The 23,480-nt window shown below is 77.4% G+C and carries 19 protein-coding genes, 1 pseudogene and 1 riboswitch; of the genes and pseudogenes, 13 read left to right on the top strand and 7 right to left on the bottom strand.

The window, feature by feature from the left end; all coding sequences use genetic code 11:
* Positions 1 to 17: 17 nt before the first annotated feature.
* Positions 18 to 2,270 carry a helicase C-terminal domain-containing protein gene (locus tag BMZ33_RS09495; protein WP_091109292.1) on the top strand — a complete coding sequence of 751 codons (2,253 nt, stop codon included), beginning with the start codon at positions 18 to 20 and terminating at the stop codon, positions 2,268 to 2,270.
* 21 nt (positions 2,271 to 2,291) lie between these two features.
* Here BMZ33_RS09495 and BMZ33_RS09490 read toward each other — a convergent pair whose 3' ends face one another.
* The gene (locus tag BMZ33_RS09490) at positions 2,292 to 3,254 is read right to left on the bottom strand and encodes a DUF2332 domain-containing protein (RefSeq protein ID WP_091109835.1); all 963 of its coding nucleotides are present in this window, start codon (positions 3,252 to 3,254) and stop codon (positions 2,292 to 2,294) included.
* Between the two features lie 155 nt (positions 3,255 to 3,409).
* Here BMZ33_RS09490 and BMZ33_RS09485 point away from each other — a divergent pair, with 155 nt between their 5' ends.
* The 3 genes and pseudogenes from BMZ33_RS09485 (at position 3,410) to BMZ33_RS09475 (ending at position 6,801) form a co-directional block, all read left to right on the top strand.
* Positions 3,410 to 5,095: a DNA repair helicase XPB gene (locus BMZ33_RS09485; protein ID WP_091109291.1), complete on the top strand. Its 1,686-nt coding sequence runs from the start codon at positions 3,410 to 3,412 to the stop codon at positions 5,093 to 5,095.
* Positions 5,096 to 5,698: 603 nt separating this feature from the next.
* A pseudogene (locus tag BMZ33_RS24660) lies at positions 5,699 to 5,938 on the top strand (DUF3592 domain-containing protein); the annotation flags it as partial.
* Between the two features lie 470 nt (positions 5,939 to 6,408).
* Positions 6,409 to 6,475: riboswitch (guanidine-III (ykkC-III) riboswitch) on the top strand.
* An 11-nt stretch (positions 6,476 to 6,486) separates the two neighbouring features.
* A complete protein-coding gene (locus BMZ33_RS09475; RefSeq protein WP_091109289.1) occupies positions 6,487 to 6,801 on the top strand; it encodes a DMT family transporter in 315 nt (104 codons plus the stop codon).
* On the opposite strand, the gene BMZ33_RS09470 is transcribed toward BMZ33_RS09475, so the two are convergent.
* Together BMZ33_RS09470 and BMZ33_RS09465 are read right to left on the bottom strand one after the other, a co-directional pair.
* Positions 6,791 to 7,384, bottom strand: coding sequence for a hypothetical protein (locus tag BMZ33_RS09470; protein WP_169064105.1), 594 nt, complete (start codon positions 7,382 to 7,384; stop codon positions 6,791 to 6,793). The two genes, BMZ33_RS09475 and BMZ33_RS09470, sit on opposite strands and share 11 nt — an antisense overlap.
* 241 nt (positions 7,385 to 7,625) lie before the next feature.
* Complete coding sequence (locus BMZ33_RS09465; RefSeq protein ID WP_091109288.1) at positions 7,626 to 9,914, bottom strand: ATP-binding protein; 2,289 nt, start codon at positions 9,912 to 9,914, stop codon at positions 7,626 to 7,628.
* Between the two features lie 103 nt (positions 9,915 to 10,017).
* On the opposite strand from BMZ33_RS09465, the gene BMZ33_RS09460 reads away from it, so the two are divergent.
* The 5 genes from BMZ33_RS09460 to BMZ33_RS09440 all read left to right on the top strand — a co-directional run bounded on the left by BMZ33_RS09460 (position 10,018) and on the right by BMZ33_RS09440 (position 14,006).
* A complete protein-coding gene (locus tag BMZ33_RS09460) occupies positions 10,018 to 10,359 on the top strand; it encodes a hypothetical protein (RefSeq protein WP_136697254.1) in 342 nt (113 codons plus the stop codon).
* 1 nt (position 10,360) lies between these two features.
* Positions 10,361 to 11,239, top strand: coding sequence for a CPBP family glutamic-type intramembrane protease (locus tag BMZ33_RS09455; RefSeq protein ID WP_091109286.1), 879 nt, complete (start codon positions 10,361 to 10,363; stop codon positions 11,237 to 11,239).
* A gap of 67 nt (positions 11,240 to 11,306) precedes the next feature.
* Positions 11,307 to 11,600 carry a hypothetical protein gene (locus BMZ33_RS09450; protein ID WP_091109285.1) on the top strand — a complete coding sequence of 98 codons (294 nt, stop codon included), beginning with the start codon at positions 11,307 to 11,309 and terminating at the stop codon, positions 11,598 to 11,600.
* A gap of 207 nt (positions 11,601 to 11,807) precedes the next feature.
* Positions 11,808 to 13,595: a DEAD/DEAH box helicase gene (locus tag BMZ33_RS09445; protein WP_091109832.1), complete on the top strand. Its 1,788-nt coding sequence runs from the start codon at positions 11,808 to 11,810 to the stop codon at positions 13,593 to 13,595.
* A gap of 168 nt (positions 13,596 to 13,763) precedes the next feature.
* Complete coding sequence (locus BMZ33_RS09440) at positions 13,764 to 14,006, top strand: DUF6458 family protein (RefSeq protein ID WP_136697253.1); 243 nt, start codon at positions 13,764 to 13,766, stop codon at positions 14,004 to 14,006.
* 7 nt (positions 14,007 to 14,013) lie between these two features.
* Here BMZ33_RS09440 and BMZ33_RS24430 read toward each other — a convergent pair whose 3' ends face one another.
* The 3 genes from BMZ33_RS24430 to BMZ33_RS09430 all read right to left on the bottom strand — a co-directional run bounded on the left by BMZ33_RS24430 (position 14,014) and on the right by BMZ33_RS09430 (position 18,615).
* A complete protein-coding gene (locus tag BMZ33_RS24430; protein ID WP_091109829.1) occupies positions 14,014 to 16,947 on the bottom strand; it encodes an ATP-binding protein in 2,934 nt (977 codons plus the stop codon).
* Between the two features lie 120 nt (positions 16,948 to 17,067).
* Complete coding sequence (locus tag BMZ33_RS24425; RefSeq protein ID WP_280139198.1) at positions 17,068 to 17,190, bottom strand: hypothetical protein; 123 nt, start codon at positions 17,188 to 17,190, stop codon at positions 17,068 to 17,070.
* A gap of 129 nt (positions 17,191 to 17,319) precedes the next feature.
* Complete coding sequence (locus BMZ33_RS09430; protein WP_091109283.1) at positions 17,320 to 18,615, bottom strand: MFS transporter; 1,296 nt, start codon at positions 18,613 to 18,615, stop codon at positions 17,320 to 17,322.
* A 91-nt stretch (positions 18,616 to 18,706) separates the two neighbouring features.
* Between BMZ33_RS09430 and BMZ33_RS09425 the strand changes: the two genes are divergently transcribed.
* The 3 genes from BMZ33_RS09425 (at position 18,707) to BMZ33_RS09415 (ending at position 22,191) form a co-directional block, all read left to right on the top strand.
* On the top strand, positions 18,707 to 20,095 hold the full coding sequence (locus BMZ33_RS09425; protein ID WP_169064104.1) for a glucose-6-phosphate dehydrogenase: 1,389 nt from the start codon (positions 18,707 to 18,709) through the stop codon (positions 20,093 to 20,095).
* A gap of 201 nt (positions 20,096 to 20,296) precedes the next feature.
* Positions 20,297 to 21,568, top strand: coding sequence for an ArgE/DapE family deacylase (locus BMZ33_RS09420; RefSeq protein WP_091109281.1), 1,272 nt, complete (start codon positions 20,297 to 20,299; stop codon positions 21,566 to 21,568).
* Positions 21,565 to 22,191: an HD domain-containing protein gene (locus tag BMZ33_RS09415; protein WP_091109280.1), complete on the top strand. Its 627-nt coding sequence runs from the start codon at positions 21,565 to 21,567 to the stop codon at positions 22,189 to 22,191. The genes BMZ33_RS09420 and BMZ33_RS09415 overlap by 4 nt, the downstream gene beginning before the upstream one ends.
* Here the strand turns inward: BMZ33_RS09415 and BMZ33_RS09410 are convergent.
* Complete coding sequence (locus BMZ33_RS09410) at positions 22,151 to 22,438, bottom strand: DUF4031 domain-containing protein (protein ID WP_091109279.1); 288 nt, start codon at positions 22,436 to 22,438, stop codon at positions 22,151 to 22,153. The two genes, BMZ33_RS09415 and BMZ33_RS09410, sit on opposite strands and share 41 nt — an antisense overlap.
* Before the next feature lie 37 nt (positions 22,439 to 22,475).
* On the opposite strand from BMZ33_RS09410, the gene BMZ33_RS09405 reads away from it, so the two are divergent.
* Positions 22,476 to 23,477: a Gfo/Idh/MocA family protein gene (locus BMZ33_RS09405; RefSeq protein ID WP_091109278.1), complete on the top strand. Its 1,002-nt coding sequence runs from the start codon at positions 22,476 to 22,478 to the stop codon at positions 23,475 to 23,477.
* Positions 23,478 to 23,480: the final 3 nt, after the last annotated feature.

Here is a 23,480-nt window from a genome sequence, read left to right as displayed (position 1 = left end):
GACGTAGCGTTGGCCGGATGCCTGCCGACCGCCCCGCCACGCTGGCCGCGTGGCTGCGCACCCGCAGCGACGCCCAGCTCGCGGCGCTGCTCGCGGCGCGCCCCGACGTGGCCCGGCCCGCGCCCTCGGACGTCGTCGCGCTGGCCGGGCGGCTGGCGGTGCCGGTGTCGGTCGACCGGGCGCTCGACGAGCTCGACGCGGCCACCCTGCAGGTGCTCGACGTCGTCCTGCTCTCCCCCGCCGACGGCGTCGAGGTCGGCGACCTCGCCGGCGAGCTGCCGGGCCTGCCCGACGACGTCCTCGACGCGGCGGTCGAGCGGCTGACCACCCGGGCGCTGCTGTGGGGCGAGGACGTGCTGCACGCCCCCGACCAGGTGCGCCGCGCCGTCCGCCACCCGGCCGGGCTGGGCCGCCGCGCCGCCGACCTGCGGGTGACCCTGCCCGCCGACCTGCCGGCCGCCCTCGGTGCGCTCGCGCCGGCCGAGCGGGAGGTGCTCGAGCGGCTCTCCGGCGACCGGCCGGTGGGCCACCTCCCGGAGACCGGCGGCGGCGCGGCCTCCCCCGCCCGGCGGCTGCTGCAGGCCGGGCTGCTGGCCCGCATCGACGCGCTCAACGTGGAGCTGCCGCGCGAGATCGGGCTGCTGCTGCGCGGCGACCTGCCCTACGGCCCGCCGCGGCTGCGGCCCGAGCCCGCCGTCGCCGAGCGCGACCCGGCCCTCGTCGACCGGCAGGCCGCGGGCGCGGCACTCGAGGCGGTGGGCCGGGTGGGCGAGCTGCTCGCGGTGCTCGAGGAGGAGCCGGCCGGGCTGCTGCGCAGCGGCGGGGTCGCCGTCCGGGACCGCAAGCGGCTGGCGAGGGCGCTGTCGGTGTCCGAGGACGACGCCGGCTGGCTGCTGGAGCTGGCCCTCGCCGCCGGGCTGCTCGACGTCGGCGGCGCGCACCGCGACGAGTGGCTGCCCACCCGCGGCTACGACCTGTGGCGCGAGCAGCCGCTGCCCGACCGGTGGGCGGCGCTGGCCGCCGGCTGGCTGGACAGCACCCGGCTGCCCTCGCTGGTGGGTCAGCGCGACGTCGCGGGCAAGGCGGTCAACGCGCTCTCCCCCGACCTGGTGCGGCACACCGCCCCGGCGATCCGGCGCTCGGCGCTGGCCGTGCTCGCCGACGCCCCGCCCGGCCGCGGCCTGGCGCCCGACGAGCTGGTCACCCTGCTGCGCTGGCGCACGCCGCGGCGGGGCGACCGGCTGGCGCCGGTGCCCGACATGCTGGCCGAGGCCGCGCGGATCGGCGTCCTGGTCGGCGGGGTGCTGTCCTCGGGCGGGCGCGGGCTGCTCACCCGGGGCGAGGAGGGCGCGGCCGACGGGATGACCGGGCTGCTGCCCGAGCCGGTCGACCACGTGCTCGCCCAGCCCGACCTGACGCTGGTGGCGCCCGGGCCGCTGGTGGCCGGCCTGGCCGACACGCTCTCGGTGGTCGCCGACGTCGAGTCCTCGGGCGGGGCGACGGTGTTCCGGGTGTCGGAGTCCTCGGTGCGCCGTGCCCTGGACGCCGGCTGGTCGGCCACCGACCTGCACGACCTGTTCTCCCGCGCCTCGCGGACGCCGGTGCCGCAGGCGCTGGACTACCTCGTCGCCGACGTCGCCCGCCAGCACGGCCGGCTGCGGGTGGGCTCGATCGAGAGCTACGTCCGCTCCGACGACCACGGCCTGCTGGCCCAGGTGCTCGGCGACCGGCGGACGGCGTCGGCGGAGCTGCGCCGCCTGGCGCCGGGGGTGCTGGTCAGCGGGCTGGGTGCCGACGAGGTGCTCACCGTGCTGCGGTCCGCGGGGTACGCCCCGGCCGGCGAGTCGCCCGGCGGGACGGTGCTCACCCGCCCGCCGGCGCGGCCCCGCGCCGCCGGCCGGCGTCCCGGCCCGCCGCCCTCGCCGGCCGGGCGGCCGCTCACCCCCGCCGAGGCCGAGGCGACGGTCCGCGAGATCCGCGCCGGTGACGCGGCGCTGGCCGCCCGCCCGGCCGCGCCGGTGCGCCAGGTGCCCGGGGTGACCACCGCGGGCACGCTGGAGCTGCTGTCCCGCGCCATCCGCGAGGGCACCCCGGTGTGGCTGGGCTACGTCGACGCCCAGGGCAGCGGCAGCCAGCGCGTCGTGCAACCGGTGTCGCTGGCCGGCGGGTTCCTGCAGGGTCGGGACGAGCGCCGCCAGGAGAACCGCACGTTCGCGGTGCACCGGATCACCTCGGTCGCGCTGGTCGACGAGGAGGACGCCGCCGGCTGAGCCCGGGGACGGCGGTCGGCGTCAGCCGAGCCAGTCCACCCGGCCGCCGTGGGGCGCGGTGTGCGCCAGGGGGACGCCGTCGAGGGACAGCACGAAGTGCGGCCCCCACCCACCCGGGTGCGGCTCGCCCGTGCCGGGCACCATGCCGGCCCCCTCCTGCGCGACCCAGCGCACCGGCAGGCTGCGCACCCGGTCGACGAAGGCCGCGCGACGGGTCTCCTCCACGTAGGGCAGCACCGCGGTGTGCAGGACGACCGGGGTCGCACCGTCGGGGACCAGCGCCAGGGCGTCGGGCAGCCGGTCGAGCAGGTCACCGGCCAGCAGGGTCGGCGGCTCGCGCGCGGCGATCGCCGCGGCGGCGTCGAGCCGCTGCAGCCGCTCGGCCTCGACCGGACCGGGCCAGACCAGGGCGCGCAGCCAGGCGAGGTCGTCGGGGTCGGTGACGTCGAGCGGCTGCAGGTCGACGCCGATGCGCGCCACCACCTCGGGCGGGGTGACCGGCACCGGCACCGCGCCGCCGGTGGTGCACCGGAGCCGCACCGGCCCGGGCGGCCCGACGGGGCGGCCGTCGTACTCGTAGCCGTAGCGGTCGGGGTAGAGGCACAACCCGGCCGAGGCCCCCACCTCGACGAGGGCGAGCGGGCCGTCGATCGCGGCGAGGGCGGGCAGCAGCGCGGCGCAGCGTGCGGGCTCGTTGGTCTGCGTCGCGCGGGTGAGCACGGTGTCGCGCAGCCGGACGGCGTCGGAGGCCACCCGGTCCCGCAGCTCGGCCCCGTCGGCCGGGACGCCGCCGAGGAACCGGAGGGCGGCGAGGAGCAGCGTCGGGTGCCGCTTGCCCGGCGGGAGGCCGAGGAGGAAGTCGAGGACGTCCCGGTCGCCTGCCACCGCGGCCGCCAGCGCCGAGTAGCGCGGCGACTCGGGAGCGGACTCCGCGCCGAACGCCCGGTACCCCTCGGCGAGCCGCTCGCGCTCGTCGTCGGTCACCACGCCATGGTGCCGAGCCGCCCGGCGCCCGGCAGTCCCGCCGGGGCGGAAGGACCTGTCCCCGCCCGGCGTTACCTTCAGCGGACCGGGTGCCCCCGTGCGCCCCCGTGGTCCCCAGCGACCGCCTCCCAGCGACGGAGAGAGACACCATCCCCGTGAACGACGGACCCCTCATCGTCCAGTCGGACAAGACCCTGCTGCTCGAGGTCGACCACCCGCAGGCGCGGGACTGCCGGGCGGCCATCGCGCCGTTCGCCGAGCTGGAGCGCTCGCCCGAGCACGTGCACACCTACCGGGTGACCCCGCTGGCGCTGTGGAACGCCCGCGCCGCCGGGCACGACGCCGAGCAGGTCGTGGACGCGCTGGTGCGCTACTCGCGCTACCCGGTGCCGCACGCGCTGCTCGTCGACGTCGCCGACACCATGGACCGCTTCGGCCGGCTCACGCTGGTCAACCACCCGGTGCACGGGCTGACCCTCGCCAGCACCGACCGCGCGGTGCTCGAGGAGGTCGTCCGCTCCAAGCGGGTGGCGCCGATGCTGGGCGCGCGCATCGACCCCGACACCGTCGTCGTCCACCCCTCCGAGCGCGGCCGGCTCAAGCAGGCGCTGCTCAAGGTGGGCTGGCCGGCCGAGGACCTCGCCGGCTACGTCGACGGGCAGGCGCACCCGATCGAGCTGGCGCAGGACGGCTGGCACCTGCGCGACTACCAGCAGGAGGCCGTCGACGGCTTCTGGGCGGGCGGCTCGGGTGTCGTCGTCCTGCCGTGCGGGGCGGGCAAGACGCTGGTCGGCGCCGCGGCGATGGCCGAGGCCAGGGCGACCACGCTGATCCTGGTGACCAACACCGTCTCGGGGCGGCAGTGGAAGCGCGAGCTGATCGCGCGCACGTCGCTGACCGAGGAGGAGATCGGCGAGTACTCGGGCGAGCGCAAGGAGATCCGCCCGGTCACCATCGCGACCTACCAGGTGATGACCACGCGCCGGAAGGGCGAGTACCGCCACCTGGACCTGTTCGACGCGCAGGACTGGGGCCTGATCGTCTACGACGAGGTGCACCTGCTGCCCGCGCCGATCTTCCGGCTCACCGCCGACCTGCAGTCGCGCCGCCGCCTGGGCCTGACCGCGACGCTGGTGCGCGAGGACGGCCGGGAGGACGACGTCTTCTCCCTCATCGGGCCCAAGCGCTACGACGCCCCGTGGAAGGACATCGAGTCGCAGGGCTACATCGCGCCGGCGGAGTGCACCGAGGTGCGGGTGTCCCTCGACGACGAGGAGCGGATGACCTACGCGGTCGCCGAGCCCGAGGAGCGCTACCGGATCGCGGCGACGGCGACGTCGAAGCTGCCGGTCATCCGGCGGGTGCTCGAGCGGCACCCCGGCGAGCAGAAGCTGGTGATCGGCGCCTACCTCGACCAGCTCGAGGAGCTCGGGCGCGCACTGGACGCCCCGGTCATCCAGGGCTCGACCACCAACCGCGAGCGGGAGAAGCTCTTCGACGCCTTCCGGCGCGGCGAGGTCGACACGCTGGTCGTCTCCAAGGTGGCCAACTTCTCCATCGACCTGCCCGAGGCCGCGGTCGCCGTCCAGGTGTCGGGGACGTTCGGCTCACGGCAGGAGGAGGCACAGCGGCTGGGCCGGGTGCTGCGGCCCAAGGCCGACGGCCGGAAGGCGCACTTCTACACGGTGGTCAGTCGCGACACCCTCGACGCCGAGTACGCCGCCCACCGGCAGCGCTTCCTCGCCGAGCAGGGCTACGCGTACACGATCGTCGACGCCGCCGACCTGGCCGGGCCGGGCGAGGTCAACGGTCCCGACTGGGTCGACGAGCCCGCCGACTGAGACGCCGCACGGCTCCAGGACCGGCGCACCCGCGCCGATGTCCTGACCGTGCCGCTGCCGACCGCTCCCCCGCCCCGGCCGCCCGGCCGGACCTGGTGGGCGATCGGCTGTCTCGTGCTGACGGGGTGCTGGCTCGCGCTGGTCCTGTTCGAGGTGTCGTCGAGCCGCCTCACCACGGCGACGGTGGAGCGCGTCCACGGTGACGGGTCGTGCACGGTCTCGTGGTCCGACCCCACCGGGCGGGTGCACCGCGTCGGGTCGGACTGCTCCGGCGAGCCACCTGGCAGCCCGCTGCGCGTCCTCGTCGACTGGACGGCCCCCGGGGCCGCCGTGACGACGCCGGCCGGGTTCGCCGTCGACTCGGCCGTCGTCGCCGGGCCGTTGGTGGCCGTCGGCGGGCTCCGGCTCCTGGTGGTGGCGCGCCACCGGGCACGGCAGCGGTCCGCCGGGCCGTCCTCGTCGCCGGGTGTCCCCCTCGGGGCGGCGCCGGGTGCGTCGACGGCGCCAGCCCGGTCCTTCGACCGGACGGCGACGGCCCTCCGGCGCGCGTTCCGGGGCGTGTGGGCGCTGACGGCGCTCGGGGTCGTCTGCGCCGTCGTCTTCATGGGCCTGCTGGGCGTGATGGCGAGGGCCGACGGCGAGCTCCGGCTGGCCGGGGCGCGGGCCGAGGGGACCCTGCTCCGGGTCGACCCGGACACGGCGACCAGCCGGGGCGGCGCCTCGGTCGGGTTCGCCGTCGCGGGCGAGGACCTGGTGCGGCACGTCGACCTGGGTGCGTACGCCGACTCGTACGTCCCGGGGGACGCCGTCGTGGTCTGGTACGACCCCGCGGATCCCTCGCGCGTGACGGTCGACGACGTGGCCTACGACCCGCCGGGGACCACGTGGCCGGCGGTGCTCGCGTTCGTCGGCGTCCTGTTCTCCCCGGTCCTGGCGGTCTGGACCCTCGCGGGGGTGTGGCGCACGGACCGGCTGCTCAGCCAGCGGCCGTGGCAGCAGGTCCGAGTCTCCGTGACCGAGGGCCACGGCGCCCTGCTGTTCAGGACCCCCGACGGCACGGTCTGGCGGTCCACCCGCGCGGTCGCGTGGTCGGCGCCCGACCGCGAGCCGTGTCTGCCGTCCGACGGTGACCTGTCCGGCGGTGATCCGGATGTCGTCGCGGCTGACCACCTCGTGTGGTGGGTCGCCGGCGGCCGAGCGGCGGTGTTCTCACCTGACGGCGGTCACCCCCTCGTGCTCGCCCGGCGTCGCCGCCAGGACCAGCCGCGTGGGCCGTCTCACCACCCCGGCGGGTGCCGGTGTGCGACGGTGGAGGCGGGCCCCGCGGTGGGGCCCCCGGACGAGCGGCGCCGTACCCGGACAGCGACAAGACGGCGACCTCGGGAGTCCTCGTGTCCTGGATCGTGCTCGTGCTCTCCGGCGTCCTCGAGGCCGTGTGGGCGACCGCCCTCGGCCGCACCGAGGGCTTCTCGCGGGTGACGCCGACGGTGGTGTTCCTGGTCGCGATCGTCGCCAGCATGCTCGGGCTCGCCTACGCCATGCGCAGCCTGCCGGTGGGCACCGCGTACGCGGTGTGGGTGGGCATCGGAGCCGCGCTGACCGCGGGTTACGCCATGTGGTCCGGCGACGAGCCGGTGTCGGCGGTGCGCATCTTCCTGCTGCTCGGCATCATCGGCTGCGTCATCGGGCTCAAGCTCACCCACTGACGCGGCGGCCCCGCCCCGCCCTCAGTAGGGCGGGGGTTCGGTGACGACGGTCAGCCCGGTGGGCGTGGTGACCGTGAGGGTGCCGTCGGGTGTCAGTTCGTGGCGCCCGCCGGAGGCCTGGTGTCTGCCGCGGTGGTGGCGGGTGCAGGAGCCGGCCAGGTCGCCCGCGCCGGTGCACCCGGCCGGGGTAGGGGACGACGTGGTCGAGTTCGCCGCCGCGGGGCACGCGGCGGCGGCAGCCGGGGAAGCGGCAGCGCCGGTCGCGGGCGCGGACGTGGCGGTCCAGTGCGGCGGCCGGCCGGTAGCCGTCGGTGGCCGCCGGTGTGCCCAGGCCGGTGCCGGTGCGGTCGGTGCGGCGCAGCTCGGGCAAGTCGGTGAGGGCGAGCAGGGCGCCGGTGAGGGCGTCGACGTGGGCGAGGCGGGGCCGGTCGGTGAGCCCGCCACCGGTGGTGCGCTGGAGGAGGGCGGCCAGCGCCGCGCGGGCCTCGCCGGTGGCGGCGTGCAGGCCGGTGAGCGTGTCGGCGGCGGTGCCGGGCGGGGTGTGCTGCCAGGCGGTCTCGTCGGCAGGTGGCGGCGCGGACATCGCACGGGCACCCCCTGCGGCCGGTCGGCCGAGACGGGCCGGGACGCGGCGAACGCCGCCACCGCCCGGCGCGCAGCGCGGTCTGCCGGGCGGTCCCGCAGTCGGCGGCCTGCACCGCACCCGAGGGACCGGACGACAGCGCCACCGGCGGCGCCGGGGGCACCGCAGCGGTCACCACGTCGTCCACGCACTCGATCACAGGTTCGAAACGATCGCTGAGCAGGGGCAACGCCCTCGGAGATCACTGCCCAGCCGAGCCCCGTCCGGCCGTCCAGGCGGCGATCTCCGCCCGTGAGCGGAACCCGAGCCGCGCCAGGATCTGCTCGACGTGCGACTCGGCGGTGCGTGGCGAGATGACCAGCCGCGAGGCGATCTCCCGGTCGGTCATCCCCTGCGCCACCAGCTCGGCCACCTCCCGCTGCCTGGGCGTCAGCCGGTCGGCCTCGGAGCGCGGCGCGGGCACCGGCGAGCGGACCCCGAGGGCCAGCGCGACCGCCGCCGCCCGGGACAGGGCCGCCCCCTCGCGGTGCAGGGCTGCCCGCCGCCGTTCCCCCAGCGCCTGCCCGGCCGCCCTCGCGCACTCCTCGCGCCGTCCGGACAGCGGCGCGGGCAGGGCCGCCGGGACGGAGCGCCAGACCCCCTCCGCTGCACCGGCCAGCCGTGCCGCCCGCTCCCAGTCCCGCTCCGCGGCGGCCACCCAGGCCAGCGCCTCGACGCACAGCGCCGTCCCGCTGCGGTCGTCCACCTCCCGCATGAGCTGCAGCGCCGCGTGCTCCAGCGCCGCGGCCTCCGCCGGCTCGCCGGCCGCCAGCCGGACGAGGCCCAGGCCCCAGAGCGCGTGCGAGCGCGTCCAGGGGTCGGTGCCCAGCGCGAGACCGCGCTCGAACGCCTCGGCGGCCGCGGTCAGGTCCCCCGCCAGGAACGCCGTCACCCCCACGTCGGCCCAGCAGAAGGCCTCGTGGCCGGGGGCGGTCGACGCCAGGACGGTGGCCGCCTCGCGCAGGAGCCGGTCGGCGGCCGCGAGGTCACCGCGGAACAGCGCGGCCTGCCCGAGGAACTGGGTGGCCAGGGCCGGGACGAGCGCCGGCCCGGTGACCGCGCCCAGGTCCCGCGCCTGCTCGAGCAGCGGGACGGCGGCGTCGGCGTCCGTGGCCGTGAGCTCGACGTAGCCGGCCGCCAGCAGGCCGCGCGCGCGGACGGGGATCGGCTGCGGGCAGGCCGCGAGCAGCGCGGCCAGGTACCGGCGCCCCTCCCCGAGGTGGCCCCGGGCCGCCCAGTACAGCCACAGGTCGGCCGCGAGGGCGAGCCCGCGCTCCGCCTCGCCGGGCACGCCGAGCCCCCACTGCAGCGCCTCCCCCACCTCCGCGTGGACGGCGTCGACGGCGTCGAGGGCGGCGACCTGCGCCGGCCCCGTGAAGCCGGCCGCGGCCGCGGAGACCACGCCGGCGCACCAGTCGCGGTGCCGCCGCCGCACGGCGGCCTCCTCGCCGGACCCCGCGAGCAGCTCCCGGCCGTAGGCACGCACCGTCTCCAGCATGCGGAACCGCCGCCCGTCACCGACGCGGGTGCCCTCCAGCAGCGAGGCCTCGGCGAGGCGGTCGAGTGCGGCGAGCACCGCGGGTGCCGGCAGTGCCCCGTCGGCGCAGACCGCCTCCGCGGCGGCCAGGTCGAACCCGGCGGCGAAGACCGACGCCCGGCGCCAGAGGACCCGCTCGGCGGGGGCGAGCAGGTCCGCGCTCCACTGCACGGTCGCCCGCAGCGTGCGGTGCCGCTCGGCGCCCGCCGTCCCCGAGCGGGCGAGCAGCACGAAGCGGTCGTCGAGGCGGGCGGCCAGCTCGGCGGGGGTCAGCGTGCGCAGCCGGACGGCGGCGAGCTCGACGGCCAGCGGCAGCCCGTCCAGCCGCCGGCAGACGTCGGCGAGCACCTCGGCGTCGGCCGGGGTGAGCGCCAGCCCGGGCACCGCCGCAGTGGCCCGCTGGACGAGCAGCTGCACCGCGTCGTCCGGGGTGGACGGGCCCCCGGCAGGGGGGACGGGCAGCGGTGGCACCGCCAGCAGCGCCTCGCCGTCGACGTCCAGCGGGACCCGGCTGGTGGCGAGCACGGACAGCCGCGGGCAGGACGCCAGGAGGGTGTCGACGAGGACGGCGGCGGCGTCGCGGACGTGCTCGCAGTTGTCGAGGACGAGCAGCACCTGCCGGTCCCCGACGACCTCGGCGACGCGGGCGGGCAGCCACGAGCCCGAGACGTCGCGCACGTCCAGCGCGGCCGCGGCCCGCTCGACGACCGACGAGGGGTCCGAGACCGGGGTGAGGTCGGCGAGGGTCGCGCCGTCGGGGAAGGAGCGCCGCAGGTCCGCGGCGGCGCGCACGGCCAGCCGCGTCTTGCCGACGCCGCCGGGCCCCACCAGCGTGCCCAGCCGGGAGGCGGACAGCAGCCGGCGGACCTCCGCCAGCTCGGCCCGGCGACCCACGAAGGAGCTGCGCTCGGCCGGCAGCCGGAGGAGCCCGTCCCGGGCGCCCGGCCTCGCCATGCCGCCCGACCGTAGCGACTCAGTCCGGTCCCCGGCCCGGATCCGTACCTCCCTCCGGAGTCCTCCCGATGTGCCGGGGAGCCCAGCGGGACACGGTGGCCGCGTGGACGCAGGTCGCCCGCCGGGCCACCCGGCCCCCGCACGGGAGCGGGGGCTGTTCCTGGTGGAGCTCCGCGGCAGCTCGCCCGACGGCGGGGACGAGGAGGGCATGTCCGCCGCCCTCCGCCTCGCCGTCCGCCGCCTGGCGGCCACCGGGACGCCGATCCGGTGGTGCGGTGGCTGGCACGTCCCGGCCGACCGGCGCTGCCTGTGCCTGGTGGAGGCCGCGGACGGGACCGCGGTGGTCCTGGCCCGCGACACCGCCGCCCTCGGGCCGGCCGGCGTCCACCCGGTCCGGCCGCTGCCGGACCGGCCCCTCCCCGCCCGCGACGAAGGCAGGTCCTGACATGTCCGCCATCGAGCACACCCCGGCTCCGCCACCGCCCCGCGCCGCAGCCGGGACGCGCGGGCTGCGCGCCCGGGCCGCGCGGCGCCCGCTGACCGCGCTCCTCGCCGTCACCCTGCCGCTGGGCTGGGCGCTGCTCGCGGTGCCGGCCCTCGCCTTCCACGGCATCGTCCCGGGCGGCCCGCTGCCCATGGAGCCCTTCGTCCTCGCGCTGACCCTGCTGGTGATGCTCCCGACGGTGCTCTGGGTGACCGCGGCCGCCGACGGGCGGGCCGGGGTGCGCGCGCTGCTCGCCCGCGTGTTCCGGTGGCGCTTCGGCGTGGGTCAGTGGGTCGCGGTCCTGCTCGCCCTACCGGTGACCACCCTCGCCGTGGGGGCGGCCCTCGGCCGGTCGGTCACGGCCGCGGACCTGCCCTCGCTGCTGGGCGGCGCCGTCGTCGACCTCGTCGTCGCGGTCGTCGTCATCAACCTGTGGGAGGAGACGGTGTGGGCGGGGTTCGTGCAGACCCGCCTCGAGCACCGGCACGGGCTGGTGGTCGCTGCCGCGCTCACCGCGCTCGCGTTCGGGGGCATCCACCTGCCGATGCTGCTCGCGACCGACGTGACGGCGTCCGGGCTGCTCGGCGCGGTCGCCTACCTCCTGCTGGCCGCCGTGCTGGTCCGGCTGGTGGTGGGCCTGTTCCTGCGGCTGACGGCCGGGAGCGTGCTGGCCGTCGCGGTCCTGCACGCGACCTGGAACGCCAGCAGCGGCGAGGGTGACGTGGTCGACGAGCTGCTCTCCGGCGGGCAGCCCGTGCTCCCCGCCGTGCTGGCCGTCGTGCTGGTGGCCGCGGTGGCGGCGGCGCTCCTCGCCCGCCGGCGGCCGGCCACCGTCGGGTGACGAGGCCTGACCGGTCCCGGGGCCGCCTGGGCTGCCCCGGGACCGCTGTCCGGCCTATCGTCGGGAGGTGGACTCGAAGGACCTGCAGGACCTCGTCCGGCGCCGGCTGTGGGAGCTGGGGCTGACCGTGCACGAGGCCGCGCTGCGCGCCCGGGGCGCGGTCGCCCCCGAGGTCCTCGACCGGCTGACCCGCAGCCCCGGCCGGGCGTTCATCAGCCCGCGCATGGCCGCGCACCTGGCCCGCGTGCTCGACGTCCCGGAGAACCGGGTCCGCCGGGCGGCGCGGCTGCCCGAGGTCCCCGACCTCCGCGAGGACGAGCCGACCGGCCCGCACCTGCGCCTGCTCAGGGGCGGGGGCTGACCGGCCGCAGGTCCAGCCGCGAGGGGACGGGTGGGGTCCAGGAGGCGGGACGGACCGGTCCGGACGTCCTGTGAGGCGAGTCACGTCCGCGATGTCTCCGCAGGTCAGGCGGGCGCAGGTGCCTCCGTATACGACGCCGGCCGCGAGGCGCGCGGGAGGTGGCCGGTTGGGCGTGTCCCGGCCGCCGCGGGCAGGATGGACCCCGAGATGGCGAGCGCAGCACGGGCCGGGGCGGTCGCCCCGCAGACGACCAGCCGACCGCTCCGGGTGTGGCAGCAGGCCGCGCTCGACAGGTACGAGGAGCAGGCGCCCAAGGACTTCCTGGTCACCGCCACCCCGGGCGCGGGCAAGACGACCTTCGCCCTCACGCTGGCCGCCCGGCTGCTGCAGCGGCGCGAGGTCGCCCGCGTGGTCGTGGTCTGCCCCACCGACCACCTGCGGCTGCAGTGGGCCGACGCCGCCGACCGGGTGGGCATCGTGCTCGACCCCGGGCTGACCAACGCCGTGGGTCCGGTGCGCGCCGGCACCCAGGGCTACGTGACCACGTACGCGCAGGTGGCCGGCAAGCCGATGCTGCACGCCGCCCGCGCCACCGCCGTCAAGACGCTGGTCATCCTCGACGAGGTCCACCACGCCGGCGACGGCCTGTCGTGGGGCGAGGCCATCGAGGAGGCCTACGGCTTCGCCGCGCGCCGGCTGTGCCTGACCGGGACGCCGTTCCGCACCAAGCCCGACGAGCGGATCCCCTTCGTGCGCTACGAGGAGGACGGCTTCGAGGGTGACGCCGGGGAGGCCGGCGCCGGGCTGGTCAGCCGCGCCGACTACACCTACGGCTACAAGGAGGCGCTGGCCGACAGCGTCGTCCGCCCGGTCGTGTTCGCCGCCTACACCGGCACCTCGCGCTGGCGGAACTCCGCCGGCGAGGTGGTCGCCGCCTCGCTGTCGGAGGCCGGCACCCGGTCGGTGGAGATGGCCGCCTGGCGCACCGCGCTCGACCCCAAGGGCCAGTGGGTGCCGCACGTCATCGCCGCGATGGACGACCGGATCACCCACCTGCGCGAGCACGGCGGCATGCCCGACGCCGCGGGGCTGGTCCTCGCCAGCGACCAGGACGACGCCCGCGCCTACGCCAAGATCGTGCGCCGGGTGACCGGCAAGGCGCCCGAGCTGATCCTCTCCGACGACCCCAAGGCGTCGAAGAAGATCGAGCGCTTCGCCACCGGGTCGGCGCGGATCGCCGTCTGCGTGCGGATGATCTCCGAGGGCGTCGACGTCCCGCGGGCCGCCGTCCTCGCGTGGATGACCTCCTACCGGACGCCGCTGTTCTTCGCCCAGGCCGTCGGCCGCGTCGTCCGCTCCCGGGCGACGCACGAGACCGCCACCGTGTTCCTGCCCGCCGTCCGGCCGCTCCTCGGGCTGGCCGCGTCGCTGGAGAAGGAGCGCAACCACGTCATGCCGCCGCCCAAGGCGGCCGACCCCGAGGCGCTCGACCTCGACCCGCTGCCGCCGGAGGAGCGCGAGCCGGTGGGCCTCAAGCAGTGGGAGGCGCTGGAGGCCGACGCCCGCTTCGCGCACGTGCTGCACGGCGGGACGGCGCACACCGGCTCCGACGGCGCGGTCGCGGTCGCGGCCGAGGACGAGGACTTCCTCGGCATCCCCGGCCTGCTCACCGCCGAGCAGACGGCGTCGCTGCTGGCCCGGCGGGACGACGAGCTGCGGCTGCGGATCGCCCAGCGGGTGCACGACGAGGACACCGGCGAGCTGCCCGTCGTCGAGGACCACCCCGACGAGGACGACGCCGGCCGCTCCTGGCGCGACGCCGCCGAGCTGCGCCGGGAGATCAACCGCCTGGTGAGCCGGGTGTCGGCGAAGACCTCCACGCCGCACGCCGTGGTGCACACGCAGCTGCGCCAGCACGTGCCCGGCCCGCCGTCGGCGTCGGCGTCGGTCGACGTCCTGCGCGCCCGCCGCGAGCGCCTCCGCACCATGCTCTGACTGCGTGCACGTCCGCGGACCTGCACGCAGTCGGAGCCGCGACACCCGTTCGGGTCGTCCCGGGGTCCCAGCGGGTTCGCCGCCGGTGCGCCGGGGCACCGGGGCGCCGCGGCGAGACGACCCCGGGACCGGCCCGGGGTGCGGTCCCGCCGCGAGGAGGGGACCGGCATGCGTCTCGGAACCGCCATCGTCCTGCTCGCGCTGGGCGCCGTCCTGACCTTCGCGCTGCGCCTGGACGTCAGTGGCATCGACCTCCAGGTGGTCGGCTGGATCCTGATGGCCGCCGGCGCCCTGGGCATCGTGCTCGAGGTGGCCGTGTGGGGCCCGCGCCGCCGCGTCACCCGGACCGAGGCGTACGACCCGCACGCTCCTGGCGTGCCGGTGCGGCGGACGACCGACGAGACCTACTGACCGGGGCTCAGCCGGTGGGCAGCAGACCCCTGGTCGCGGCGACGGCGACGGCCTCGGTGCGGCTGCCGGCGCCGAGCTTGGCCAGGATGTTGCTCACGTGCACGCTGGCGGTCTTCTCGCTGATGTAGAGCTCGCTGCCGATCTGCCGGTTGGTGCGGCCGCGCGCGAGCAGCGCGAGGACCTCGGTCTCGCGCGGGGTGAACACCGCCTCCGCGGGGACCACCCGCCCGGCGCCGGGCAGCTCCAGCCGAGCCCGGCGGGCCAGCGCGGTGACCGCGGCCAGCAGCGGCGCCGCGCCCAGGGCGCGGGCCGTCTCGGCCGCCGACCGCAGCGGCCCGACCGCAGCCTCCCGGTCACCGGCGGCCACCAGCGCCTCGGCCAGCCGCCACCGGCTGCGCGCCTGCTCGTAGACGTGCCCGTAGCCGAACGCGGCGACCGCCGCCGACCACAGCTCCGGCATGGCCCGGCCGGCCAGCCGCGCGGTCTCCGCCGCCAGCCGGGCGAGCCAGGCCGCCGCCTCGACGCCGTACTCCCCCACCACCCGCTCGTGGTCGGCGACCGCGGCCCGGGCCAGCGCCACCAGCTCCCCGCCGCCGGCGACCCACTCGCGCTCGGCGGCCGCGTCGCCGGTCAGCCGCGCCGAGGCGGCGGCGTCGGCCACCGGCGCCAGGGCGGTCACGGCCAGCCGGACGACGACGATCCGCTCGGCGCCCCACAGCTCCTCGAGCCGCGCGGCGGCGGTCCGGGCGGTGGTGAGCGCGGCCGCCGGGTCGGGGGCCCACGCGGCCAGCTCGAGCTCCGCCCCGGCCGCGGACACCAGCAGCAGCGCGTGCGCACCCAGCCGCCGCACCAGCCCGCGCGCCCACGCGGTGCGGGCCGCCGCGGCCGGGTCGCCGCGGCCGACCTGCACCAGCAGGCCCGCGGCCCGCACGTGCGCGGCCATCTCCGGCACCCGGGCCAGCTGGTCGGCCAGGGCGAGGCTGCCGTCCCAGTCGCCGAGCACGTACCGCGAGAGGACGCCGAGGTGGCGCAGCTCCGCGGCGTAGAACGACCACTCGACGCCGAGCTCCCGGGCCCGCGCCAGGCCGGCGTCGCTCCAGCGCAGCGTCTCCTCGGCCGCGCCGTCCTCGTAGGCGACGATCGCCAGGTTGAACAGCACCCGCATCTCCACGTCGGGGTCGCCCGCCCGGCGGGCGCGGGCCAGCGCCTCCTCCAGCCGCGCCGCCAGGCCCTCGCCCCCGCGGGAGCGGGCCAGCGAGACCGCGACGTCGGCCCACGCGCTGTCCAGGCCGAGCGCGTCGGCGGCGGCCAGCGCCTCCTCGGCGGCGGCCGCGGCCTCCTCCCGCCGGCCCACCTCGAAGCAGGCGCGGGCGTGCGTGGCCGCCGCCCAGGTGCGCACCGGCGACGGCGGCTGCGCCGGCACCAGGGCCATCGCCGCGGTGGTCTCCCGCAGCGCGGAGTCCTGGTCCTCGACGCGGGCCAGCGCCTGGGCGAGCGTGTAGTGCACCCGGGCACGCAGCTCCCGCTCCCCGTCGGGGCCGAGCACGTCCTGCGCCGCCCGCAGCAGCGCCACCGCCCGGTGCAGCTCACCGCCGCGGCGGGCGGCGGCCGCGGTGTCGAGCAGCAGCACCGGCTGCGACCGGCCGGCCCGCCCGGCGGCGTCGGGCACCGCCGGCCACAGCGCCAGGGCGCGCTCCAGGTGCTGCAGCTGCTCGGCGGGCGCGCCCACCCGGCCGGCCTCGTCGGCGGCCTCCAGCGAGGCGGTCAGCGCGCCGGCGAGGTCGTTGCTCTCCTGCAGGTGGTGGGCCCGCTCGGCGGCCGTGCCGGCACCCGGGACGGCGGCCAGGTGCGCGGCGACGGCGGCGTGCAGCCGCACCCGCTCCCCGGGGAGCAGGTCGGCCAGCACCGCCTCCCGCAGCAGCGCGTGGCGGAACCGGTAGGCGCCGTCGGGCGAGACGACGAGCAGGTGCGAGTGCACCGCCTCGGCCAGTGCCCGCTCCAGGTCGGCCGGGGAGAGCCCGCCGACGGCCGCGACCAGCTCGTGGCGCACCCGCCGCCCGGCCACCGCCGCCACCCGCAGCACCTGCTGCGCGGCCGGCCCGAGCTGCTCGACCCGGGCCAGCAGCACGTCGGTGAGGGCGAGTGGCAGCGTCTCCCCGGCCAGCCCCGCGGCGAGCAGCTCCTCGGCGTAGAACGCGTTGCCCTCGGCGCGGGCCACGACGTCCTCCACCGTCCGGTCGGGCACGGCGCCGGCCAGGCCCCGGACCAGCTCCTCCACCGCGGCGTCGGGCAACGGGCCCAGGTCGAGCCGTTCGACGCCGGGCAGCCGCACCAGCTCGGCCAGCAGCGGGCGCAGCGGGTGCCGCCGGTGCAGGTCGTCGGAGCGGTAGGAGGCCACGACGGCGACCGGCTCGTCGGCCAGCCGGGCGAGCAGGTAGCGCAGCAGGTCGCGGCTGGACCGGTCGGCCCAGTGCAGGTCCTCCAGCACCACCAGCAGCGGCCGCTCGGCGGCCAGGCCGGTCAGGGCGGCGGCGACGGCCTCGAACAGCTGCAGCCGGCCGTCGTCGACGGGCGGGCGCAGCGCCGCCACGGGGCTGCCCAGGTCGGGGACCTCGGGCTCCCCCGCGGCCCGCGCCCGGGCGGTGAACAGGCCCGCCGCGCCGTCGCCGAGCTCGGCGGCCACCGGGCGCAGCAGGTCGACGAAGGGCAGGTAGGGCAGGCCGACGTCCCCGAGGTCGACGCAGTGGCCGGTGAGCACCCGCAACCCGCGGCCGGCGGCGCGGACGGCGAGCTCGTCGAGCAGCCGCGACTTGCCGACGCCGGCGTCACCGGCCACGAGCACCGCCGCCCCGCGGCCGGCCGCGGCCCGGTCGACGGCGGCCACCAGGGTGGCGAGCTCACCGTCCCGGCCCACCAGGGGTCGCTCGTCCCACCGCGGCACGCCGCCGATCGTGGCACGGGGCGCCGACACGGTGGTCGACGCCGGCACGGCGACCGGTGGGCGCGATCGGCCCCCGTGCAGGGTCCCGCCGCGAGCGACGGGGGGCACGCGGGTCCTCCGTCAGCGCGAGCGCCGTGACCGCCACGTGCGCCGGGTGCGGGTGCCGCGCCCGAGCTGCTGCAGCACCTCGCGCCGGTAGGCCAGCTCCGCCTCGAGTCCGGGGTTGGGGTAGTGCGTATACACGGCCGTCTCCTCGCGTCGTCGTCCGGGAGTGGACGACGACCACGCTCGGCCTGAGGCCCGGGCACGGGCATCGGGCGGCCGGGCAGTCCTGCCCGGCCGCCGCCGTCTGAGGGGACCTCAGACGCCGCCTCAGCGCAGCTCGGTGCCCTTGGTCTCGCGCAGCGTGAGGATGGCGAGGAAGGCGACCACCGCGCCACCCGCGACGTACCAGAAGAAGACCATCGGCATGTCGCGGTTGGACAGCGCGGTGATGACCAGCGGCGCGGTGCCGCCGAAGGTCGCGACGGTGAGGTTGTACCAGGCGCCGATGCCGGTGGCCCGCAGCTCCGTCGGGAACAGCTCGCTCATGATCGCCGGCGCCAGCGAGGCCATCGCCGCGTACAGCCCCAGCCCCACGCAGAACACGATGATCAACGAGAACAGGTCGTCGCGGACCAGGAACGACAGCGGGACGACGAGCACCGCCGTCGCCGCCGCCCAGGCCAGCAGCACGGGTTTGCGGCCGACCCGGTCCGACAGCGCGCCGTAGGGGTAACACAGCGCGATGAACAGCGCGGTACCGACCGACAGCGCGATGAACACGTCGTTGCCGTCGGCGTCGCGGAAGTTGATCGCGAACGGCGTCAAGGCGCTGAAGAACGTGTAGTACGAGAGCGTGTTGAGCAGGGTGATCCCGCACAGCTGCAGCACCGACTTCGGGTGCTCCTTGATGGTGCGCAGCAGCGGGTGTGTGGTGGCCCGCGCCTTCTCGGCGCTCTCCTCGAAGCTCTCGCTCTCGGTCAGCGACCGCCGCAGCCACAGGCCGACGAGGCCGAGCAGGCCGCCGATGCCGAAGGCGATCCGCCAGCCGTAGGCCTCCAGCTGCTGCTGGTCGAGCACCGCGGTGAGCAGCACGCCGAGCAGCGAGGCCAGCAGCAGCGCCGACCCGGTGGAGATGTAGAAGAACGCCGAGTACCGGCCGCGGCGCTCCGGCGGGGCGATCTCGGCCAGGTACGCCGAGGCGCCGGACACCTCACCGCCGAGGCTGAGCCCCTGGGCGATGCGGGCGAGCAGCAGCAGGACCGGCGCGAACCACCCGACCTGCTCGTAGGTGGGCAGGACGGCGATCACCAGCGAGCCGCCGGCCATGAGCAGGATGGTCAGCAGCATGCCGGCCTTGCGGCCGCGCAGGTCGGCGAAGCGGCCGATGACGATGCCGCCCAGCGGCCGGAAGAAGAACGCCAGCGCGTAGGTCGACGTCGTCCCGATCAGCGCGAGCGCCTCGTTGTCCGACGGGAAGAACTGTCCCGCGAAGTAGACGAGGAAGGTCGCGTAGACCGTCCAGTCGAACCACTCGACCGCGTTGCCGATGCTCGCCGAGACGAGGGTCCGCACCGGGAGTCGGTGCTGCTCACCTGCCCGGTCGGTCGCCGCTGTGCGTGCCATGGGCCGCACGGTAGTGACCACGGCCACGTCCGGCGCGTCGAGCGGGAGACCAGGGAGGGGGCGAGGCTGGGGACGACGAGAGGAGCCCCCCGTGCCCGACCTGCCCCCGACCGTCTTCGTCCTCTTCGGCGCCACCGGCGACCTCGCCGCCCGGATGGTGCTGCCCGCCTTCGACCGGCTCGACCGCCGCGGCCTGCTGCCCCCCGACTGGCGGCTCGTCGGCAGCGGCCGCGGCGAGCGCTCCGACGACGACTTCCGGCAGCTGGTCGCCGACGCGCTGGCCGAGCACGGCGACGGCGAGCCGTCCGCGGGCCTCCCCGGCCGGCTGCGCTTCGCCGGGGGCGGCTTCACGCCCGACGACCCCGGGCAGCTGGCCGACGCCGTGGCGCGGGCCCGCGAGGAGCTCGGCGAGGGCGCCCAGCTCGTGCACTACCTCGCCGTCCCGCCGGAGGCGTTCGCCGGCACCACCCGGGCGCTCGACGCCCACGGCCTGGCGGAGAGCAGCCGCGTCGTCTTCGAGAAGCCCTACGGCACCTCGCCCGACGGGTTCCGCGAGCTCGACGAGCTGGTGCACTCGGTGTTCGACGAGGAGCAGGTGTTCCGCATCGACCACTTCCTCGGCAAGGAGGGCACCCAGGACCTGCACGTGCTGCGCTTCGCCAACGGGCTGTTCTCCTCGGTGTGGAGCCGCGAGCACGTGGCGCAGGTGCAGGTCGACGTCCCCGAGACCCTCGACGTCGCCGACCGGGCCGAGTTCTACGACGCCACCGGCGCGGTGCTCGACATGCTGGTCACCCACCTGTTCCAGGTGGCGGCGGAGGTGGCGATGGAACCGCCGGCCTCGCTGACGCCGGCCGACCTGCAGGAGGCCCGCGAGGCGGTCCTGGCGGCGTTCCGCCCGCTGGCCCGCGAGGACGTCGTCCTGGGCCAGTTCGAGGGCTACCGCGACCTCGACGACGTCGCCGACGACAGCCGCACCGACACCTTCGTCGCCGCCCGGCTGCACGTCGACACCGACCGCTGGCGGGGCGTGCCGTTCCTGCTGCGCACCGGCAAGCAGATGGCCGAGAGCCAGCAGCGGGTGACGCTGGTGGTGCGGCGGCCCGACGGCCCCGTGGGCGCGCTGCCCGGCGGCGGCAACACCGTCTCCCTGTCGCTGTCGGGCGCCGGCGCGCTCGACCTCGGACTGGTGGCCAAGCGGCCCGGTCCCGACCTGGAGCTCGCGGTCGCCGGGACGACGCTGGACCTGGGCGCCGTCCCCGGCGGGGACCCGCTGCCGGCGTACGCCTCCCTCATCCACGACGTGCTCGTGGGCGACCGGTCGCTGTTCACCACCAGCGCCGGCCTGGCGCACGCCTGGCGGGCGGTGCGGCCGGTGCTCGACGACCCGCCGGAGCTGCGCCCGTACGCGCCCGGGTCGTGGGGTCCCGCGGAGGCGGCGGCGCTGGCCGACCCGTGCGGGTGGGTGCTGGGGAGCTGAGGTCCGGACCGGGCTCTGGTCGCCTCGCGGCGAGTTGCACGACGCGGCTCCAGGCCCCCGACCGAGGTCGGGGCGGTGGTCCGTGAAGGCGGTATCCAATTGGCACCCGGGGACACAGATCGCCCGGCCCGGACACCACCGACGGTACCCCTCCCCCCGGCGCTGACACACGCCGATCGGCAGGTGCCAGACTCCCCAGCCGTGGCCGACCGCACCCGCACCGAGGCCGCCGTCCTCGACGCCGTCGACGAGGCCGCCGCGGTCGGCCTGCTCTGCCGGCTGGTGGCGGTGCCCTCGGTCGGCGGCACCGCGGCCGAGAGCGAGGTGCAGGCCCTGGTCGCAGGCGAGCTCGACGCGCTCGGCTGCGACGTGGACCGGTGGGCCATCGACCTCGGGGCCGCCGCCACCGCTCCCGACGCACCCGGCCAGGAGGTCGCGCGCGAGGAGGCGTGGGGCGTCGTCGGCACGCTGCCGGGCGCCGGGGACGGCGACCCGGCGCTGGTGCTGTGCGGCCACTCCGACGTCGTCCCGACCGGCGACCGGGCACTGTGGGCCGGTGACCCGTTCACCCCGCGGATCGCCGGCGGCGCGGTGCACGGCCGCGGCACCTGCGACATGAAGGGCGGCCTCGTCGCCGCCCTGGCCGCCCTCGCGGCGGTGCGCGCGGCGGGCGTGCGGCTGCGCCGGCCGGTGGCGCTGCACAGCGTCGTCGGCGAGGAGGACGGCGGCCTGGGCGCGTGGGCCACCCTGGCCCGGGGCCACCGCGGCGACGCGTGCGTGATCCCCGAGCCCACCGACGGCGCCGTCGTCACGGCCGCGGCCGGCGCGCTGACCTTCCGGCTGGAGGTGACCGGGCACGCCGCGCACGCCGCGATGCGCGACCGCGGGGTCAGCGCCGTCGAGCTGTTCGCCGACGTGCACGCCGACCTGCGCGCCTTCGAGGCCGAGCGGCAGCGCGACGCCGACCCGCGCTTCGCCGGCGAGCGGTACCCCTTCGGCATCAGCATCGGCACCGTGCGCGCCGGCGACTGGGCCTCCACCGTGCCCGACCGGCTGGTCGCCGAGGGCCGCTACGGCGTGCGGCTGGGCGAGCCGGTCGAGGCCGCCCGCGCCGCGTTCGAGGCCCGGGTCGCCGCCCTGTGCGCCGGGCACCCGTGGCTGGCCGCGCACCCGGTGCGGGTGACCTGGACCGGCGGCGCCTTCGCCAGCGGCGAGCTCCCGCCCGGCGCGGAGCTGCTCGGCCAGGTCCGCGACGCCGTCGTCGACGCCGGCGGCCCGCCGCCCCCCGAGCGCGCCGTGACGGCCGGCACCGACCTGCGGCTCTACGCCGCCGCCGGCATCCCGGCACTGCACCTGGGCCCCGGCGACCTGCACCTGGCGCACGGACCGGCCGAGCGGGTGCCGGTCGCCGAGGTGACCGCGGTGGCCCGCGCGCTGGCGCTGCTCACCCTCCGCCGCTGCGGGGTCGCGTGAGCGGGATCGGCTACGCGCGGTTCGCCGCGCTCACCGGCGACTCCCCCACCGCGCGCACCGAGTGGGCGGCGCTCGTCGCCGCGTGGAGCGAGCCGCACCGGCGCTACCACGACCTGCACCACCTGGCGGCCGTGCTCGGGCTGGTCGGCGAGCTGGGGATCGACGCCGCCGACCCGGCCACGGTCGCGCTGGCCGCCTGGTACCACGACGCCGTCTACGACCCGCGTCGCAGCGACAACGAGCAGGTCAGCGCCGAGCGGGCGCGCGCCGGCCTGCGCGGGCTGGTACCCGCGGACCGGGTGGACGAGGTGGTCCGGCTGGTGCTGCTCACCGCCGGGCACGACGCGGCCCCCGGCGACGCGAACGGCGCGGTGCTCTGCGACGCCGACCTCGCGGTGCTCGCCGGCCCGCCCGAGGCCTACGCCGCGTATGCCTCGGCGGTCCGCGAGGAGTACGGGCACCTGTCCGACGAGGTCTTCACCGCCGGGCGGATCGCCGTCCTGGAGTCGCTGCTGGCGCTGCCGGCGCTCTACCGGCTGCCGGCCGTGGCCGGCGACTGGGAGCCGCGGGCGCGGGCGAACCTCACCGCGGAGCTCGCTCTGCTGCGCTCGCGCGCTTCCTGACCCGCAGCCCGGCGCCCACCAGCCGGGCGAGCAGCTCGCGGGCGCCCACCGGCTGCGCGCCGGCGGCGACGGCGACGGCGTGGAGCTCCTCGGGGACGTCGTAGTGGTCGCCCTGGAACGCCCGGCGCGGGATGCCGAGCTCGGCGGCGACGAAGGCGTGCAGCTCGTCGTAGGAGACGTCGCTGACCAGGTGCGACCACAGCCGCCCCCGCCAGGGCCACACCGGGGAGTCGATCAGGACGGCCACCGGGTCAGTCTGCCGCGCCCCGGCTAGCGTCGTCGGGGTGAGCAGGGAGATCCGCTGGGGCGTCGTCGGACCGGGGCGCATCGCGCAGAACGTGCTGGGGGACTTCGCGCACGTCCCGGACGCCCGGCCGGTGGCGGTGGCCTCGCGGTCGGCCGAGCGGGCCGCGGCCTTCGCCCGGGAGCACGGGCTGGAGCGGTCCTACGGGTCCTACGCCGGGATCCTCGCCGACCCCGACGTCGACGTGCTCTACCTCGCCACCCCGCACGCCCAGCACCACGCCGTCGCGCTGGCCGCGATCGAGGCGGGCAAGCCGCTGCTGGTGGAGAAGGCGTTCACCGCGACGACGCCGGGCGCCGAGCAGGTCGTGGCCGCCGCCCGCGACGCCGGCGTCTTCGTCATGGAGGCGATGTGGACGCGCTTCCAGCCGGCCGTCGTGGCGCTGCGCGAGCTGGTCGCCGACGGCGCGATCGGCGAGGTGCGCTCGGTGCAGGCCGACCTCGGCGTCGACCGCGTCTACGACCCCGCCGACCGGCTGTTCGCCCTCGAGCTCGGCGGCGGGGCGCTGCTCGACCTCGGCGTCTACGTCGTGTCCTTCGCGCAGATGCTGCTCGGCGCGCCCGACACCGTCACCGTCGCGGGCTCCACCTACCCCACCGGGGTCGACGCCGAGGCCGGTCTGCTGCTGGGCTGGGACGACGGCCGCAGCGCCACGCTGACCACCTCGCTGCGCTACCCGACGCCGGGGCAGGCGCGGGTGTTCGGCACGGAGGGGTGGATCGACGTCCTCCCCCGCTTCCACCACCCCGACACGATCGTGCTGCACCGCACCGGCGCGGAGCCGGAGACGATCAGCCGCCCGGCATCGGGGGTCGGCTACTCCCACGAGCTGGCCGAGGTCACCGCCTGCCTGCAGACGGGGCGCACCGAGAGCACGGTCATGCCGCTGGCCGACACCCTCGCCGTCCAGTGGGTGCTCGGGCAGGCCGCCGAGCAGCTGGGGGTCGCCCATCGGGAGGATCCCGACGCGCTGACTGCATGACGG

Source organism: Geodermatophilus dictyosporus, assembly GCF_900115505.1.
GTDB classification, from domain to species: Bacteria; Actinomycetota; Actinomycetes; order Mycobacteriales; family Geodermatophilaceae; genus Geodermatophilus; species Geodermatophilus dictyosporus.
This window is presented reverse-complemented; position numbering and strand designations above follow the sequence as displayed.

Bases quoted from the DNA above. Each gene is read 5' to 3' on its own strand.
- BMZ33_RS09440 (WP_136697253.1), top strand. From the start codon at position 13,764: ATGCGTCTCGGAACCGCCATCGTCCTGCTCGCGCTGGGCGCCGTCCTG.
- BMZ33_RS09465 (WP_091109288.1), bottom strand. From the start codon at position 9,914: ATGGCGAGGCCGGGCGCCCGGGACGGGCTCCTCCGGCTGCCGGCCGAG.
- BMZ33_RS09495 (WP_091109292.1), top strand. From the start codon at position 18: ATGCCTGCCGACCGCCCCGCCACGCTGGCCGCGTGGCTGCGCACCCGC.
- BMZ33_RS09430 (WP_091109283.1), bottom strand. From the start codon at position 18,615: ATGGCACGCACAGCGGCGACCGACCGGGCAGGTGAGCAGCACCGACTC.
- BMZ33_RS09455 (WP_091109286.1), top strand. From the start codon at position 10,361: ATGTCCGCCATCGAGCACACCCCGGCTCCGCCACCGCCCCGCGCCGCA.
- BMZ33_RS09470 (WP_169064105.1), bottom strand. From the start codon at position 7,384: ATGTCCGCGCCGCCACCTGCCGACGAGACCGCCTGGCAGCACACCCCG.
- BMZ33_RS09445 (WP_091109832.1), top strand. From the start codon at position 11,808: ATGGCGAGCGCAGCACGGGCCGGGGCGGTCGCCCCGCAGACGACCAGC.